This is a genomic window from Aeribacillus sp. FSL W8-0870 (assembly GCF_037963755.1).
In the GTDB taxonomy this organism is placed as follows: Bacteria; Bacillota; Bacilli; order Bacillales; family Aeribacillaceae; genus Aeribacillus; species Aeribacillus composti.
Genome location: NZ_CP150165.1, coordinates 379,941 through 397,249 on the forward strand (window position 1 = coordinate 379,941; position 17,309 = coordinate 397,249).

General features: G+C 38.2%; 15 protein-coding genes and 2 pseudogenes. 9 read left to right on the forward strand and 8 right to left on the reverse strand.

Annotation, left to right across the window (positions count from 1 at the left end; genetic code table 11):
• Window positions 1-785: 785 nt before the first annotated feature.
• Complete coding sequence (locus NSU02_RS01945) at window positions 786-965, reverse strand: SE1832 family protein (RefSeq protein ID WP_339194016.1); 180 nt, start codon at window positions 963-965, stop codon at window positions 786-788.
• Window positions 966-1,187: 222 nt separating this feature from the next.
• On the opposite strand from NSU02_RS01945, the gene NSU02_RS01950 reads away from it, so the two are divergent.
• The 3 genes from NSU02_RS01950 (at window position 1,188) to NSU02_RS01960 (ending at window position 3,443) form a co-directional block, all read left to right on the forward strand.
• Window positions 1,188-1,391: a hypothetical protein gene (locus NSU02_RS01950; protein ID WP_063388739.1), complete on the forward strand. Its 204-nt coding sequence runs from the start codon at window positions 1,188-1,190 to the stop codon at window positions 1,389-1,391.
• A 93-nt stretch (window positions 1,392-1,484) separates the two neighbouring features.
• The gene (locus NSU02_RS01955; protein WP_339194019.1) at window positions 1,485-2,345 is read left to right on the forward strand and encodes a fructosamine kinase family protein; all 861 of its coding nucleotides are present in this window, start codon (window positions 1,485-1,487) and stop codon (window positions 2,343-2,345) included.
• 573 nt (window positions 2,346-2,918) lie between these two features.
• Window positions 2,919-3,443 carry a type 1 glutamine amidotransferase domain-containing protein gene (locus NSU02_RS01960; protein WP_066247109.1) on the forward strand — a complete coding sequence of 175 codons (525 nt, stop codon included), beginning with the start codon at window positions 2,919-2,921 and terminating at the stop codon, window positions 3,441-3,443.
• A 120-nt stretch (window positions 3,444-3,563) separates the two neighbouring features.
• Here NSU02_RS01960 and NSU02_RS01965 read toward each other — a convergent pair.
• The 3 genes and pseudogenes from NSU02_RS01965 to NSU02_RS01975 all read right to left on the reverse strand — a co-directional run bounded on the left by NSU02_RS01965 (window position 3,564) and on the right by NSU02_RS01975 (window position 6,997).
• Window positions 3,564-5,047: pseudogene (locus tag NSU02_RS01965) on the reverse strand (peptide MFS transporter).
• Between the two features lie 282 nt (window positions 5,048-5,329).
• On the reverse strand, window positions 5,330-6,328 hold the full coding sequence (locus tag NSU02_RS01970; RefSeq protein ID WP_144596861.1) for an LLM class flavin-dependent oxidoreductase: 999 nt from the start codon (window positions 6,326-6,328) through the stop codon (window positions 5,330-5,332).
• A 24-nt stretch (window positions 6,329-6,352) separates the two neighbouring features.
• Window positions 6,353-6,997 (reverse strand): SDR family oxidoreductase, encoded by a 645-nt coding sequence (locus NSU02_RS01975; protein ID WP_339194021.1) that lies wholly within the window; start codon window positions 6,995-6,997, stop codon window positions 6,353-6,355.
• A 163-nt stretch (window positions 6,998-7,160) separates the two neighbouring features.
• On the opposite strand from NSU02_RS01975, the gene NSU02_RS01980 reads away from it, so the two are divergent.
• On the forward strand, window positions 7,161-8,360 hold the full coding sequence (locus NSU02_RS01980) for an MFS transporter (protein ID WP_094244975.1): 1,200 nt from the start codon (window positions 7,161-7,163) through the stop codon (window positions 8,358-8,360).
• Between the two features lie 298 nt (window positions 8,361-8,658).
• Here NSU02_RS01980 and NSU02_RS01985 read toward each other — a convergent pair whose 3' ends face one another.
• Together NSU02_RS01985 and NSU02_RS01990 are read right to left on the reverse strand one after the other, a co-directional pair.
• Window positions 8,659-8,889: a hypothetical protein gene (locus NSU02_RS01985; RefSeq protein ID WP_094244976.1), complete on the reverse strand. Its 231-nt coding sequence runs from the start codon at window positions 8,887-8,889 to the stop codon at window positions 8,659-8,661.
• A 123-nt stretch (window positions 8,890-9,012) separates the two neighbouring features.
• The gene (locus tag NSU02_RS01990; RefSeq protein ID WP_066247103.1) at window positions 9,013-9,297 is read right to left on the reverse strand and encodes a hypothetical protein; all 285 of its coding nucleotides are present in this window, start codon (window positions 9,295-9,297) and stop codon (window positions 9,013-9,015) included.
• Between the two features lie 672 nt (window positions 9,298-9,969).
• On the opposite strand from NSU02_RS01990, the pseudogene NSU02_RS01995 reads away from it, so the two are divergent.
• A pseudogene (locus NSU02_RS01995) lies at window positions 9,970-10,500 on the forward strand (transposase); the annotation flags it as partial.
• A gap of 181 nt (window positions 10,501-10,681) precedes the next feature.
• Here the strand turns inward: NSU02_RS01995 and NSU02_RS02000 are convergent.
• Both NSU02_RS02000 and NSU02_RS02005 read right to left on the reverse strand, forming a co-directional pair.
• A complete protein-coding gene (locus NSU02_RS02000) occupies window positions 10,682-11,353 on the reverse strand; it encodes an ABC transporter ATP-binding protein (protein WP_066247100.1) in 672 nt (223 codons plus the stop codon).
• 17 nt (window positions 11,354-11,370) lie between these two features.
• Window positions 11,371-12,807, reverse strand: coding sequence for an ABC transporter permease (locus NSU02_RS02005; protein ID WP_311066793.1), 1,437 nt, complete (start codon window positions 12,805-12,807; stop codon window positions 11,371-11,373).
• A 175-nt stretch (window positions 12,808-12,982) separates the two neighbouring features.
• On the opposite strand from NSU02_RS02005, the gene NSU02_RS02010 reads away from it, so the two are divergent.
• The 4 genes from NSU02_RS02010 to NSU02_RS02025 all read left to right on the forward strand — a co-directional run bounded on the left by NSU02_RS02010 (window position 12,983) and on the right by NSU02_RS02025 (window position 17,293).
• Window positions 12,983-13,681, forward strand: coding sequence for a response regulator transcription factor (locus NSU02_RS02010; protein ID WP_063388212.1), 699 nt, complete (start codon window positions 12,983-12,985; stop codon window positions 13,679-13,681).
• Window positions 13,671-15,080, forward strand: a complete 1,410-nt coding sequence (locus NSU02_RS02015; protein ID WP_339194025.1) for a HAMP domain-containing sensor histidine kinase — start codon at window positions 13,671-13,673, stop codon at window positions 15,078-15,080. The genes NSU02_RS02010 and NSU02_RS02015 overlap by 11 nt, the downstream gene beginning before the upstream one ends.
• A gap of 29 nt (window positions 15,081-15,109) precedes the next feature.
• The gene (locus NSU02_RS02020) at window positions 15,110-15,973 is read left to right on the forward strand and encodes a VOC family protein (RefSeq protein WP_339194027.1); all 864 of its coding nucleotides are present in this window, start codon (window positions 15,110-15,112) and stop codon (window positions 15,971-15,973) included.
• 123 nt (window positions 15,974-16,096) lie between these two features.
• Window positions 16,097-17,293 (forward strand): Ger(x)C family spore germination protein, encoded by a 1,197-nt coding sequence (locus NSU02_RS02025; RefSeq protein WP_339194029.1) that lies wholly within the window; start codon window positions 16,097-16,099, stop codon window positions 17,291-17,293.
• Window positions 17,294-17,309 lie beyond the last annotated feature (16 nt).

A 17,309-nucleotide genomic window follows, 5' to 3' on the forward strand; every position in this document is an offset into this window, starting at 1 on the left:
TTACACAAGAGGTGTCAAGAAGTGCTTTAAGCGTATTCGATGATTGCCAGGACTGGAGGAGCGCTTTATCCGAAAGGCGACGTACAGCGTTGTGTCGTTCACATTGTCTGTCATACTCTTAGCCGTGTAAATTAGAAATAAAAAAGGATCTGGAGATGAAAGTATATGGATTTCGTTACATATGGGATGTGTCCACCTGTTCGATTTGATCTCATCCAGCAATCAGTTCTAATTTTTTTTGATTTATCACATCATTGTGATTTAGAAAAAATGAAAGCATTTATGAAATCCTAAAAAAATGATCGCAACAAACATAAATGCTTTATCAATAATATGAAACCGATCGGCTTTTAGGACCACTTCTTCCCGTATAGATTTGGACGGCGCTTTTTAAGCAAATCGACTTGTGCTTTCTTCTTCTAAATTTTTAAATTGCATGTGTTTTCATACTTCCCGCCGATCGTAAAAACGCATCAAAAAGCCTCTACATTTTTTCATTTCTTAAATTTTGCGTATGCCGCTTAATTCCAAAGTGTTCATGAAGTTGCCGATAAGGGAGCCTCCTTTCATTTCAAACGAACGATTCACGCTTCAGATCTTCTGAATATGAGTTACATGTTTGATTTTTCACCATAAAAAATCCCCTCTCCGGCAGACTCCTAAGAACACTTTTTTTACTTTCCACCTGGAGGGGATAAAACCACACAGAACCTTCTTTTTTCCCATCCAATGGATCAATGAAAATGATTATGAAAGGAAACGGACAGCGGAATTTGATCTTGGTGTTAACGCTGCTTGTTCAGTGCCGTTCTAAGACTGGCCAACTCGTTTTCAATTTCCGTAAGCTGCTGTTCCGCTTTTTCTATATTTCCTCCGACTGATTCAAGCTTTTCGATGTCCCCTTGAATGCGGATATAGTCAGATTTTAATTCGGCGATTCTTTGTTCAATTTCTTGTTTTGTCATCCAATATTCACTCCAATGTATCTGATTTCCTTTTTACCATTTTATCATGAATGTCGGAATGACACCTTACACGATATGAGTGATTCCAACTAAAAATGTATGAGAAGTAACTATTATTTATGAAAGAGTCGAAAATATAATTATTTTTTCCGAAATAAAATAAGGAGAATTTTTGCGCCGTCTCTTTTAAGGGGTTTTTGGAAAAGGAGTAGGAAAAGGAGAATGAAAAATGTTTTGGTGCTGATGGAAAAAAATTTTGACCGAATCTACAAAAACTTTAACGATTTGTGCACAATGTTTGAAGAAAATCATCATTTAGACTACCAATCTTTTGAAACATATCAACAATTACGGAGAAAATTAATAGAAGATGTAAAAGCTCTTGAATATTTTATTGTTGGAACAATGAAATCTAAAGAAAAATAACTTTTCAATTAATAAAGGCTGCTTTGTTGATTTCGTTGCAAAAGATATATGATTTATGAAAAGATAAGTAAAAAAAGAAAAAGAGGAGGCAGGATGAAAAAAATTATAGCGGAAGCATTAAGGGCTGCTGGAGATTTTGGAGTAATCGAAAACATTCGGAAAGTAAGCGGAGGTGATATTAACGAAAGCTATTTTGTACAGACAGAAAACCAAACGTATTTTTTAAAGTACAATTTAGAAGCTCCCGAAGATTTTTTCCGTCTGGAAGCGGAAGGGCTTCAACTGATTAGGGATACTAACACCGTGCGCGTACCGAAGGTGTTTGCTTACTCCGAGAATTCCAACGAGGGATTTTTGATCATGGAATGGGTGAACGGTAATAAAGATGATAATACAGAAAAGCTGTTAGGCCAAAAGCTGGCAGCTTTACACAAAAGCCATTTTGTATATCACGGATATTCGAAAAATACATATATTGGAACGCTGCCTCAAAGAAACCGCCTTATGTCATCTTGGCTTGAATACTATCGGGACTACCGTTTAAGCGGACAAATGGAAATAGGAATCAAGAAAAATTATATACGTGGTGAACGTGGAAAAAGATTGGAAACTCTCCTTAATCGCTTGCATGAATGGATTCCAGCAAACGTGGAGGCTTCTCTTTTACACGGCGATTTATGGGGAGGAAATTGGATAGTTGGACCGAATGGGGAACCATTTTTAATTGATCCGTCCGTAATGTATGGAGATCGCCATTTTGAAATTGCCTTTACCGAATTATTTGGCGGCTTTTCCCAAGATTTTTACCGCTCATATGAAGAATATTACCCTCTTTCCGAAAGATATGAGGAAATCAAGCCTTTGTACCAGCTTTATTATTTGCTTGTCCATCTGAATTTGTTTGGGGAATCATATGGTGGAGCAGTAGACCGCATATTAAAAATGTATGTTTAAAAAAGATGAGGACTGAGAACCGTTAGTTTTTTCGGTTTAGACAACTGTTTCCCTTCGTTTTAAGAGCTTGCAGCTCCCTAATTGTGCAAACGATCAAATGTTTTCTTCCAGAAAGAAAAGGATAGTTGTCGTCCCTCCCCGAAATTCTTATTTAAAAGCCCGCTCTTCTCAAATAAATTTATAAACGAACGTTTTCATTTTCTAATTCAACTGTAATGTCAAAGCTTCGCTGCCCGGCGCATTCGGTTTATTAGCTGAAAGAGGTTGGAATACTGAACTCAGCATCAAAATGCAAGGACTTGAAGCTGACAGCATTTCTATATTGAAGACAAATGGAACAGGCTTAATAGCTTGCTTGGTCCATTTTGTCTCGGTTGATTCGATTTATCTGAAAAATTCCGCCTCTAAACGCCGATGAAGGCAGCCGCATTGCGAGACTGCTGATTTTGGCAATCATATTTGTTGTTAAACAAACGTTTGATTAGTAATATAGGTAATTGATAATAATATATGAAGCAAATAAATGTTTCCACAAAATTTTTTATGATAATCTAAAATAAAGGAGTTGATCACATGGCAAAAGTAGCTACTCTTATTACAGACTTGTTCGAAGACAGTGAGTTCACAAGTCCTGCAGAAGCATTTCAATCAGCAGGTCATGAAGTGGTCACAATTGAAAAAGAAGCTGGCAAAAAAGTTAAAGGAAAAAAAGGTGAAGCGGAAGTTAAAATTGACTATTCGATTGATGATGTAAAACCGGACGATTTTGATGCACTTCTTTTGCCGGGAGGTTTCTCGCCGGACATTTTGCGTGCGGATGACCGTTTTGTTTCTTTTGTAAAAGCTATGATGGATGCGAAAAAACCGGTATTTGCTATTTGTCATGGACCTCAGCTGCTAATTTCGGCAAAAGCATTGGAAGGTCGGGATGCAACTGGCTATAAATCAATTCGCGTAGATATGGAGTATGCAGGCGCCAACTATCATGACGAAGAAGTTGTCGTGTGCCAAAACCAATTGGTTACAAGCCGCACACCTGCTGACTTAGAAGCATTCAATAGAGAATCATTAAAGCTTTTGGATAAAGTATCAAAGTAAGCGGAAAGAAATTCAAGATTTTTTGCTGAGTGATCTTGGCAAAAACAAACTTCATATATGGCAAAAAACCTGCCTGTTTATGTTTGAACAGGCAGGTTTTTATCATGCAGCAAGACTTTATTATAGAACATCTTTCATCAAACGTTTAATCATAGGTGCCATGAAGAATAAAATAAGGCCAAGAATAATTGAAATCATGCCGATAATGCCAAAATAAACAATTTCTGTTTCAACTGTGTAGTATTTTACAAGCTGGGCATTAATGGCTTGAGCGGCTGCACTAGTTAAAAACCATAGGCTCATTGTTTGCGCTGAAAAAGCCGCTGGAGCAAGCTTTGTAGTTGCTGAAAGTCCTACTGGGGACAAGCACAGCTCTCCGATTACAACAAGGAAGAAGCTTAGTACGAGCCATAAAGGGCTAACTAATGACTCAGTACCGTTTACATAAGCAGGAATGATCATAACTAGAAATGATAGACCGCCAAAAATAAGTCCGAATGCAAACTTGCTCGGTGTTGATGGCTGACGCTTTCCAAGCTTCACCCAAAACCATGCAAAAACCGGCGCCAAAAAGATGATAAATAAAGGGTTCAATGATTGAAACCATGATGATTGCAGTTCAAGTCCTGCATAGGATAATTGGGTGCGCTTATCTGCATAAGTGGCTAAAATAATAGCCCCTTGTTCTTGAATAGCCCAAAAAACTACTGCGGCAATAAAGAGCGGAATGTAAGCAATTACACGCGAACGCTCCACTTCTGTTGTTTTAGGACTCCGGTACATAAATATAAAATAACATGCAGGTATTACAATTCCGAGGATGCTGACAATCATAGTAAAGCTATTTATAGTCAAAAGTCCTGCAGGGATGGTGACAGCTAAAAAGGCGATAATTACTAAAGCGCCGATGCCGAAAATAGTGAATACTTTTTTTCGTTCTTCCGGTTGTAATGGGTTAGGCACCTGTGTTCCGGCGAGACCAAGGTTTTTCTTTTTTGTTAGGACAAATGTCAAAAGCCCAAAAAACATACCAATAGCAGCAAGAGCAAAGCCAAGATGGAAATTATATCCTTGTCCTAAAGTTCCAACAATAATGGGAGCTAAAAATCCACCTAAATTAATACCCATATAAAAAATACTAAACCCTGAATCGCGGCGGGCATCGTTATCTGCATAAAGATCGCCGACCTTGATACATTCGGCTTTAAAAGTCCAGTACCAAGAACAATCAGCGTCATGGAAATGAATAAAGCTTCAATATTTCCAGGGAAGGATAAGACGATATGGCCGAGCATGATTAAAATTCCGCCGTAAAAAACAGTTTTGCTTGTCCCTAACAGGCGGTCTGCAATCCATCCTCCAATCGTTCCCGACATATACACGAGAGAACCGTAGATCGCCATAATCGATGCAGCGGTAGCTTCATCTATTCCCAAACCGCCTTTAGAAACTTCATAATACATATAATAAAGAAGTATTGCTCTCATTCCGTAATAGGAAAAACGTTCCCAAAACTCCGTAAAAAACAGCGTAAATAATCCTTTTGGATGTCCAAAAAAACCTTTTTGCGGAAGGCTTTGGACAATCTGCTCTTTTGTTATCATAAAAATAAACCTCCATTATTTTTATATAATTTTTAAGATGTTTTGAATTGTCCGAAAATAAAAAATAACCGTCCTACCGCTCTTTAAATAATATTTTAATATAATTAAAACGTCAACTGTTAAATGCATAAAATTATATATATATATAATATTTGAAACAGTTGTAAGTTAGGGAATTTTTAAAAAAAGAGGAGGATACAATATGAAATGGGGGATTGGAAAAAGAAAAAATCGGTTCCCATATAGGTTAAACCGATTTTATCCATGGTCATATTGATGATATTAACGATAAGATTTCTTTCTATTTATTTCCTCTGCTATCAATTGATACGATTTTGTGCGTTCTTCATAGCTTCCAGTTATTGTTATGATCATCATTTCATCTGCTTCATACCAATTTTTTAATTCATATAAACGGTGAACGACAAATGTTGGATCGCCAATGATCATATTCTTTTGAAACTGTTGAAATTCATCTGAATTCAGCAATTGCTGCTTTGCTTCTTCTTTTAATGGAAAATCAAGTGTTTTTCCTTTATGATGCTGAAGATTCCATAAAAAGCTGCTGAAGGCAATTTGCTCCGCTTTTTCGTTAGTTTCAGCGCATATTGCCGAGACTGTGACAATTGTCTTTGGCTGCTGTTTTCTTTTTTTCTGGAACTGATTTTTATATGTTTGAATAATTTGCCGCCCGTCTTCATTGCTCATAAATTGGCCAAATGCATAGGAAATGCCGTTTTCAGCTGCTAAAAAGGCGCTCTTTATGCTTGTGCCAAGGATCCAAGGTTCAGGAGGAATATTTGGCAAAGGAGAGGCTGAGATGCTCGAAAATAATTCATTTTTTGGATAGTCATTATATAAAAAATGAAGCAGCTCTTGAACGGTTTTCGGCATGTTTTTTACATTTTCGAGATAATTGCCGGATAACGCAATGCTTGATTGAGCGTCTCCTCCGGGGGCGCGCCCGATCCCAAGATCAATGCGGTTAGGAAATAATGTTGCCAGCATATTAAACATTTCCGCAACTTTATACGGCTTATAGTGGGGGAGAAGCGTTGCGCCTGACCCGATGCGAATCGATTTTGTTTTTGCCCCTATAACTGGGAGCATAATTTCTGGAGCGGAGCAGGCAAGTCCAGAAAGATTGTGATGCTCCGCAATCCAGTAGCGGGTATAGCCTAGTTTTTCCGCCAATACGGCCAGTTGAATGGATTGCTCCAACGCCTCTTTTGCTGTTGAGTTGTTCAAAATCGGTGCTTGGTCTAAAATGCTAACCTGCATTATTCGCCAACCTTTCTTCGTATATTAAAAATCTTTTAATGCTTCGCGAATCGGGGTGTTTCCTGAGACAAGATCAAATGAGCGGCGAAAAGTGTTTTTCTCCGTTATTGATGCAAAAATAACCGAAGCCACATCTTCTCTTGGAATGGCGGCTCTTTCAAGATTTTCGGCAATTTTTATTTCTCCGGTTCCTTTCTCATCCAATAGCGCCCCCGGCCGGACAATTGTATAGTTTAAACGGCTTTGGACAAGGAAACGGTCGGCATAATGCTTGGCAACATAATAATGTTTAATCTTTTCGTTCCAATTTTGTCTATTATGGGCTTGCAGAGCGCTGACCATTATAAACCGTTGAACGCCTGCCTTTTCTGCTGCTTCAATTGTTTTTACGGCACCGTCTAGATCGACTAAAAGAGTTTTATCTGCACCTGTATGTCCGCCTGAACCAGCGGTAAAGACGATCCCTTCCGCACCTTTGATCGCCTCGGCGATCTGATCGACTGTGCCTTCCAAATCAGCTAAAACCGTCTTGACTCCGATCGAGTCAAAATATTCTTTTTGGTTTTCGTTGCGAATCATTGCTTTCACTGTGTGCTCGTTGCTTTCTTTTAATAACTGAACAAGAATTTTTCCGATTTTTCCATTGGCGCCAACTACAACAATTTCCATAAACGGACTCTCCTTTCAAACATCGTTTATTAACATTATTCCAGAAGCTGTCTGTTTTCTCAAATGATCGATACATGGTATGTGGTTGATTTTCCCATCGATGGGGATTAGTATATTAATAATTGACTTTTAAGATGTTCAAGGGGGTAAAGGAGGGGTGAGTATGGAACGCTATACGGTAAGGGCAGAAAAAGAAATTTCTATTAAAAAAATGCTCTTGATAGTTGGAATCATCTTTGCTGCTTTTAATTTGCGTCCTGCTATTACTTCGGTCGGACCGCTCATCGGTTATATTCGTGAAGATCTCGGAATCTCCAACGGGGTTGCGGGTTTACTAACGACTATCCCGTTAATCGTTTTTGCGGTTCTTTCGCCATTAGCTCCGAAATTTGCAAGCCGATATGGAAATGAAACGGCGATTTTTGCTGGGTTAGTCGTGCTTCTTGCAGGAATGATTATTCGAACATTCGGAGCGATGATCGGTCTGCTTTTAGGAACTGTATTGATTGGAGTAGGCATTGCCATTGGAAATGTGCTTCTTCCGGGTATTGTAAAAGAACGGTTCCCGGATAAAATCGGACTGATGACAAGCGTTTATTCAACAGCTATGGGTATGCTTGCAGGGATCGCTTCCGGTTTAGCAATTCCGTTGTCGGAAGGATTAAAATTTGGATGGAAAAATGCCTTATTATTTTGGGCAATTTTAGCAATTGTGGCGATATGTTTATGGTTTCCATTAATTAGTGGAAAACAGAGATCCGCGAAACCGCCAATTGAACATATTTCAAATGGTTTTTTGCTCCGGTCGCCGCTGGCATGGCAAGTCACATTTTTTATGGGTCTTCAATCGTTCTTATTTTATAGTATGGTTGCATGGCTTCCTGAAATTTTGCAGGCGGACGGATTAAGTGCTTCAACAGCTGGTTGGATGCTGTTTCTTGTGCAAATTGCTGGCTTGCCGGCAACATTTGTCGCTCCGGCACTGTCGGACAAATATGCAGATCAAAGGCGAATTGTAGCGGTTTTAGGAGCTATTTATTTAGCAGGTCTCGTTGGATTATTGTATGGCGGGCCTCTTTTACTGATTGTCTTTTGGATTATTTTAATCGGTATTGGACAAGGGGCAAGCATTGGGCTCGTATTAGCGCTATTTGGTTTAAGAACAAGAAGCTCCGAGCAAGCTTCCGCTTTATCGGGAATGGCGCAATCAATTGGTTATTTGCTTGCTGCTTTTGGGCCCATTTTAATTGGCGTTTTGTATGACAAAACTCATTCGTGGGTGGTGCCCATTTTATTGTTTATTGCTGTCTGTGTTTTGATGATCATTGCTGGATTGAATGCCGGACGAAATAAGTATGTGTAAAAAGAAACTAAATAAAAAGCCGGGGCAGTTCAAAGTCGTTTTTTCGGCTTATTGACTGCCCCTTTTAATGTTTTAGAAACGTTGATATATCGGTGTTTATGATTGTTTGTTTTCAATGGGGAATTGACTTTTTGGACAACCCCAAGCTTTTTATTGTATTTGGAAGGTTCCATTTGATAAATGAATGTTCACATCGGCGATGGATGCAATGTTTAAGAAGGGCTGTCAAGAAAGTCAGTGAAAAACGATTTTCTTGACAGCACCATTCCAGCTTGTTGATAGTGATTAATAATATTGATTATTCTTCCTCATAATTAACACCTATTGTAACCTCTTTATTTTCAATTGAAAAGTTTACATTCCATCTAGGATGTATTTTAACTTTATTATCTTCATCAAGTTCTAGGACCCCGTGTATTTCATCATTATTTTTAGAAATGAAAATAACTTGCTTTGTTTCTTCATTTACATAAACATTAATTGATTCATGATAATTAAGTGTAAAACCGTTAAAAGTCATTTTCTTCATAAACTAAATCTACTCCTATTCTTTATTTGGATAACACTTTCCCATTTTTATCTAAAGAAGCTATTCTTTTTCCATCTTTCTTTAATTTCCATACACGTCCACCATGTCCTGCTGTATCTTTTTCTACTGACCACTTCCCATTTTTAAAAGTACCAGAATTTTAGTTAGAGGTGTATTCCCGTGTTTATCTTTAAAAGAACCTAATTTCACTTTTCCGTTTGAATCTAACAATGATTGTGGTATTCCATAATTAGAAGCAATTACTCTTTTAGGATCATTAAAATAGTTAGAAATAGTTTTATAGAGCCAACTTCCAGCCTTAATAGTAACCCCACCAACTACTATTGCACCAGTCGCTAGTAATGCAACTTGACCAACACCAGGAACAAAATAAATAGCAGGAGCCAATGCAAAGAAAGGTTAAATAGAAGAACCACCATTACCATCACTTAAAACAACAATCTCAGGTGATTTTAAATACTCCTCAAATTCCTCTGGACTATAAAATTTTCCATCTATCAAAACACCATCTTCCAAACTTCAAAATTAGGAATATCTTGGTTATAAATGATCTCCTCATCTTTAAATTGAGAAGCTTTTAGAGTAGATATACCTGCAGTTCCTACAGATGAAAAAATTAAAGCAAAACTAAAATACATTTCATGCGGTTCATATCAAACGTTGCCTTTCAATTTTTGGTTCTTAAAATGTTTAAACAGGTAGAGAAATCACATATCCGATAAAAAACAGCATTGTTAAAAATATTTTTGATTTTCCAACCTTTTTAGCTGTTCTATAAAATCCCCCCTTTAAACTTCCAATTTTATGTAGGTTTTTAGCGATTGGGATACATTTCCATTAATGTTATTATAGTATTATGTTGTTTTCAACCCCTCTATATAACATGAGTCAGTCAAGACTTTGTGGGAACTTTTTGATTCGCTGAAAAAAGAAGTAAGTCATAGGTTAGCGAACCATTTTTTTGAATCATCCGTAAGCGCTTTTGGACTCTCATCTCTTGCCATGACGGACGAATATGTATACCTTTTTTTACCTACCTTGAATTCAAACAGAGCATGCCTTTTTGTCATTGGCATGGTCAAACAGCTAAAACAACGGTATCTCTTCAACGGAGAACGTTTAACCTTGGAACAACTGTATCGAAAAGCGAAACGAGACATTGGCTAAAAAGAAACACTCGGCTCGATTCACGTAACCCTTCATACGGGTTTACCAGTGAAAATCGTGTTTGTGCGGAATCGAAACAACCAAAGTGAATGGCTGGCCATTTTGAGTACAGATACCACGCTGTCTAATGAAGAAATCGTTCGAATCTATGGGATGCGTTGGGACATCGAAACCTTTTTTAAATTCAGTAAATCGTTTTTACATTTAGCCAAAGAGTTTCAAGGTCGTTCCTATGACATGATGATTAGCCATACTACCATTGTCTTCACTCGGTATATCTTGATTGCTTGGCAACTTCGGAAAGAAGAGGATCCAAAGACCATGGGCAACTTATTCTTGTTTCTATGTGACGAAGTAAAAGAGATGGACTTTAAAACGGCTTTACTACAATTGATTTCTCTTTTCCAAACTTTGGATGAAGCTATTGAATGCCGGACGAAATAAGTATGTGTAAAAAAAAACTAAATAAAAAGACGGGGCAGTTCAAAGTCGTTTTTCCGGCTTATTGACTGCCCCTTTTAATGTTTTAGAAACGTTGATATATCGGTGTTTATGATTGTTTGTTTTCAATGGGGATTTGACTTTTTGGACAACCCCAAGCTTTTTATTGTATTTGGAAGGTTCCATTTGATAAATGAATGTTCACATCGGCGATGGATGCAATTGTTAAATCGTGCGTCACCATGATGACGCATTTTCCCTCTTGATGTGCTAAATCTTGAAAAATGCGGACGATTTCTTTAGATGTTTGCTCATCCAAGTTTCCTGTTGGTTCATCCGCGACAATTAACTGCGATTCGCAGCAAAGAGCGCGGGCAATGGAAACTCTTTGCTGTTGTCCTCCGCTTAGTGTCAGTACTTTTTGCTTTGCTTGGTCCTGCGAAATCCCCATTTGTTCTAATGTTTTTAGTGCAATTTGTTTATATGGCTTTTTAGAGGATTTCGTTATTTCCATTGCCGCAACGACGTTTTGCAATGCTGTCATATAAGGAAGCAAGTTGTATGATTGAAAGACGATTGAGACGTATTGATTGCGAAATTTGGAATAGCCGATTTTTTTTAAATCCTTGCCCTCGTATAAAATAGACCCTTCTTTTGGAGAATCAAGAGCACCGGCAAGAGCTAAAAATGTGGATTTTCCCGCACCGCTTGGACCAGTAATTGTGTAAAATGTACCTTTTTCAAAATCAATATTGATCTTTTTTAAGATTTCTACTTTTTTTTGATCTCTGCTATACCAATAGCTAACATCTTGAAATTTCAACAATGCACTCATTTGATCCCCTTCTTTTCTTAGTCTTGTTTAGTTAAAATCACCTTCGGATGCAGCCGCAAAACGGACAGCGATGGAATAAATGATGATAAAACGGCAATTAACATTCCGATAGACGACAGCATGCCTAAATCTTTCGGTGTTATTGCGATTTCTAAGTCATCAATTGTTTCCACGTTAGCTGCTTGCCCTCTCATTCCTACACTGCCTCCCATTCCTGGTCGAAAGGATGGAGGTGTATTCATCTGCTCTTGCTGGGCCAGCTCTTGCGCTAATAATTGATCGCTGATCTTGCCGGCCACCACATTTCCGCATGCGCTTGAAATTCCGATGGCGAGAACGGCTACAATCAATATTTCTGCGACAAATTGACCGATGAGCTTCCATCTTTTCTCCCCAAGAGAAAGAAGAACACCCATCTCGTATTTCCGTTCGCGGATTGACAGCATGACAATCAGTCCAAGAATGACAGCCCCCGAAATCGTCACTAAGTAAACGACATTTTTTGAAAATGACGCGACATTGTTGATTGGTCCGACCATTTGATTGTATAGCTGATCATTTGCATCAAGCTTGAATGTATCGAAGTCTATGCTCGAATTTTTCTTCGCTTTTTGAATAAACGAGTCTATTTCCGCGGGATCTTTCATGTAATAAACAGCGCGGTCAATGGTATTTTCATAGTCTTCACCTTTCAGTGTGTTCGCGACAGTATATGGAACGTACAATTTGTTGTAAGGGTTCATAAAAGAAAAATTCATTCCTTGATCTTGTTCGTTTGTGGTTGTCTCATAAATGCCAATGATTTTTAATTCAATCGTTTTTTCCTCTTCATTGGCACCTTTTACCGTAATCGTATCACCGACAGTTAAGTCGTTTTCATCCGCCAATGTTTTTTCGATGACCACAACATTTTTTCCTAATGATTGATCGGTAATATGTTCACCTTCTACCAATGTAGAATCTCCGTTCATAAATTCTTCGACAGCATCAGTAAAAACGACGCCTTGCAGACTGATATCAGATTGAAACATTGGATTTCCATTTTCCCCAAAGGGACCTCTGTTTTCTGTTTCCTCATCCGAATCACTTGTGTCTTCATTTTCAATTGGATCAAAGTCTTCAGCAATTCCGTTTGTCGACGAATATAAGTTATAACCTTTTACTTCTGAGTATGTAGATAATTCTTCTGCCGATTTTACCGGAATGGGTTCAAGCTGAAACCTCGTCCGTTCACCTTCCGATTGCTGCTGATTCCGCATTTTTTCCATATCCATCTGCAAGGTCACTTCTCCTCCCAGCTTTTCCTTCGCTAAATCACTGGCTTTCTTTGCTGCACTTTCGATCGCCAGACCGGAAAGGACAAGTAAGCAAATGATGGTGAAAATAAACAGTTGTAAAAGGCTTTTTCCTTTTCTAGCCCATACGCTTAACAACGACCTTTTAAAAAAATTCATCTAATCTTACCTCCTTCGTGATTGTCAACGATAAGCATATTGGAAACATATGAACAATTTATGAAAAATCTATGTTCGAAAGTTTAATTTTTTAAAAGAGAAGTTGAAGTAGTTGCTTCCCTTTCTTTACTCGTTTATCTTGAAAATAAGAGTTGTTTTAGCGGGAGGAAGAGAAATGAAAATTTTAGTGATCGAAGATAATGAAAGCGTCTGTTCGATGCTAAATATGTTTTTTATAAAGGAAGGGATTGAAGGGGAATTTGTCCATGATGGACTTGAAGGCTACCAATCCGCTAAGAGTGGCAATTGGGACTTGCTCATCATCGATTGGATGCTTCCCGGAATGGATGGAGTCACGCTTTGCAGAAAATTAAGAGAAGAGGAACACTCCGTTCCGATCATCATGCTGACCGCTAAAGACAGTGAATCCGATCAAGTGATCGGACTTGAAATGGGAGCCGATGATTATGTCACGAAACCGTTTAGCCCGATTGCACTAATGGCGAGAATAAAGGCAGTGGCGAGAAGATATAACAAGCAAGAACCTCGTCAAAAAAACATTGTGACAACCAAACACTTTAAAGTGGACAAAGATGCAAGAGAAGCGTATTTTAAAGGACAATCGATTAATAACCTAACTCCAAAAGAGTTTGACCTCCTTTATCATTTTCTCACACATCCGCGCCAAGTATTTACGAGAGAGCAGTTGCTGGAAAGTATATGGGGGTATCAATTTTACGGGGATGAAAGAACGGTTGATGTCCACATGAAAAGGCTGAGAAAGAAGCTCGGGCCTGAAGCGCAAAACTTCCTTCACACGGTTTGGGGGGTGGGATATAAATTCGACGAATCGGTGAAGCACGATGAAACTTAAATATATGTATCAGCTGCTTATTAGCCATATAGGAGTTTTAGTCATTGCATTCTTGATTTTGAGCTTTTCCTTTGCAAAATATGTTGAAAACTATGTTTATCAAAATAAAGTAGAAGAATTGATTGCCTACGGCCAAAACATTTTACATGATTATAGCCGCGATAATTGGGGTGGAAACCGGATTTTGGATCAATACCGGCAGGTGCTGAGGACACGAAATATTATGTTCAGTGTGTTTAATCAACAAGGCGAAATTTTTTATCCGGAAGCTGGCTTTTTCCCGCGGTTCACAATGTCAGAAAAAGAATGGGAGAGTTTGGAGGATGGCAAAATTGTCGTGGTCAAGCAAGATTTAAAACGGTTTGATCAGGCGGTATCCTTCGTTTCTTTGCCATTCATCGTGAACGGGGAGCTGATGGGAGGAGTTCTCCTAGTTTCGCCGATAAGCGGTTCAAGAGAGACCATCAGCGACATTAATCAGTTTTTATTTTATACAATTTTAATTTCGTTGACTGTTTCATTTTTGCTAAGCGGTCTTTTATCGAAGCTGCATGTTCGGAGAATTCAGAGGATTCGTGAAGCAACGTCAATGGTGTCATCTGGAAACTATGACGTCCAGGTGAATGCCTCCAAAATCGATGAAATTGGTGAACTGGCAAGCGACTTTAATGAAATGGTAAAAAAGCTTAAAGCTTCTCAGGAGGAAATAAACAGGCTTGAAAAAAGAAGGAGACAGTTTATTGCAGATGTTTCTCATGAGTTGAAAACTCCTCTTACAACGATCAGCGGTGTCATTGAAGGATTAAAAAGCGATATGATTCCTGAAGAAGAAAAAGAAAGAGGCATTCAATTAGTAAGCCAAGAGGCAAAAAGGCTGATTCGGCTAGTTAATGAAAATTTGGACTATGAAAAAATTCGGTCGAATCAAGTAAAGCTAAATATAGAACCTATACAGTTAATTGATGTGTTTGAAATTGTGAAGGAACAGCTTCTTTCACAAGCTGAGGAGAAAAATAACATTATGATCATTGAAGCGGATGAAAATGAAATCATTTATGCTGATTATGATCGCCTCATTCAAATTTTGATCAATATTGTTAAAAATAGCATTCAGTTTACACAAAACGGAAAAATATTTTTGCGGGGGAAACCTGGATATAAGGAAACAATCATTGAAATCGAAGATACCGGGATCGGAATGGACGAAAAAGAAATTGAAAACATTTGGCAGAGATTTTACAAAGCAGATCTGTCAAGAACAAACAATAAATACGGGGAATTCGGGTTAGGACTCTCAATTGTGAAGCAGTTAGTGCTCCTGCATCAAGGAGAAATTAACGTGACAAGTAAAAAAGGCAAAGGAACGAAATTTGAGATTAAACTGCCTGTCAAAAGCTAAAGAATCTTGTAGAAGGGATTGGATAATACATGGAGCTTGCATTTCATCGTTCGCCCAATAAATATATCGGGGGAGTATCGATCAAAGTGGAGGATCTTAAGAGATCTATTGCGTTTTACCACAATTTATTGGGGTTTAAAATATTAGAGCAAAAGGAAAATAAAGTCGTTTTTTCTGCTGATGGAAAGAAGCCGCTATTGATTGTCGAACAACCGGATAATGTCATAAGAAAACAAGTCCGGACGACAGGGTTATATCATTTTGCCATTTTATTGCCGGAAAGGAAAGATTTAGCTAATGCCCTTTATCATCTCATTCAAATGAACTATCCGCTGCAGGGTGCTTCCGATCATTTGGTCAGTGAAGCGGTCTATTTAGCAGACCCGGATGGAAACGGCATTGAAATTTATGCTGATCGAAAGTCGGCGAATGGGGAATGGAATCAAAATCAAGTTGTGATGGACACGATTCCGTTAGATATAAACGATTTATTTTCTGAAAGAGATCCAGAGGGCTGGCAAGGGATGCCTGAAGCAACCATTATTGGTCATATTCATTTGCATGTTGCCTATTTAGATGAAGCAGAACAATTTTATTGTAAAGGCCTCGGTTTTCAAATGACATCAAAATATGGATCTCATGCATTATTTATTTCTAGCGGCAAATACCATCACCATATTGCGTTAAATACTTGGAATGGTATAGGGGCTCCAAAGCCTCCTGAGAATAGTGTCGGGCTTAAATGGTTCACAATCATTTTGCCGAATAAGGAAGAAAAAGATCAGATGATCAAGAGATTAAAAGAAATAAATGCACGTATAACTGAAAAAGATGGAAAAATATACACGATCGATCCTTCCGGAAATCAAATTGAAATAACGACAGCTCATTAAAAATCGATCATGAACATGGACGCATTGGCGTCTTTTTTTTGTGCAAATTTTTCTTGCATTAAGAATAAAAAAACGAAAAATGCAAATATTAACAAGAAATAAAAATGCTGGAGTTAAGCAAAAATGAAATTCAAAAAGATGCTTTTATTTGCTGTTGTTTTGTTGTTGTTATCCGGCTGCTGGAACCGAAGAGAATTAAACACGATTGCCATTCAAGTGGGTTTAGGGATCGATAAAGAAGGAGACCAGTATGTGGTGACCTCGCAAATAGTAAACCCTAGTCAAATTGCCATGCTGATGAGTAAAGGGGATAAAACTCCTGTTATGACTTATCAAGAGAAAGGTCACACCATCATTGAAGCTATACGGCGAATGACCACTGCTGTTCCAAGGAGAATTTACTCGTCTCATTTGCGGATTTTAGTAATCGGTGAGGAATTAGCAAAAGAGGGAATTGGGGAGGTGCTTGATCTTTTGTCACGCGATCATGAAATGAGAACAGATTTTTATATAACTGTTGCAAAGGATGCCAAGGCAGGGGATATTTTAAAAGTTTTAACAGCGTTAGAAGATATCCCGGCGAACCAGCTTTTTAATTCTCTTGAATTATCAGATAAGCAATGGGCGCCGACAATATCTGTAACTCTTGATCAATTGTTATCGGATTTAAGCAGCGAAGGGATCGAAGTGAAACTGACAGGAATATCAGTAGAAGGCAATCAGCAAGTCGGTGAAACGAAAGCCAATTATGAACAAATTGACCCTGAAGCAAAATTAAAATTTAAAGGAATCGCTTTGTTTCACCAAGACCGATTAATAGGCTGGCTGGATGAACAACAGAGCAGAGGACTTCATTATATTATCGGCAAAGTACATCGGACGATCGAAGAAATTTCATGCAAGAATGACGGAAAGATAAGCATTGACATTTTTTCTGCAAAAAGTCAGCTAAAAACAAAAATGCATAAAGGCAATCCCGTTGGTGAAGTTCATATAGAGGCTCAAGGAAATGTAGCGGATGTACAATGCAAGCATCTCACAATAACAAATACAAAAACGATAAGGAAGATAGAAAAAAAGACGGAAGAAAAAATAAAACAAGAAGTTGAAAAAGTTCTTTCGAATGTTCAGCAAGATTACCGAGTCGATGCTTTCGGTTTTGGAAAAGCGTTGTATCGGGACGATTATAAAAATTGGAAAAAAATAAAAAAACATTGGAAGGAAACGTTCACTGAACTTCCAATAAAAACTACTGTTGATGTCAAAATACGAAGAACAGGCACGATCAACAATCCTCCGCTTCACAAGCTGGAGGATTGAGAGCAGGGAAATGGAA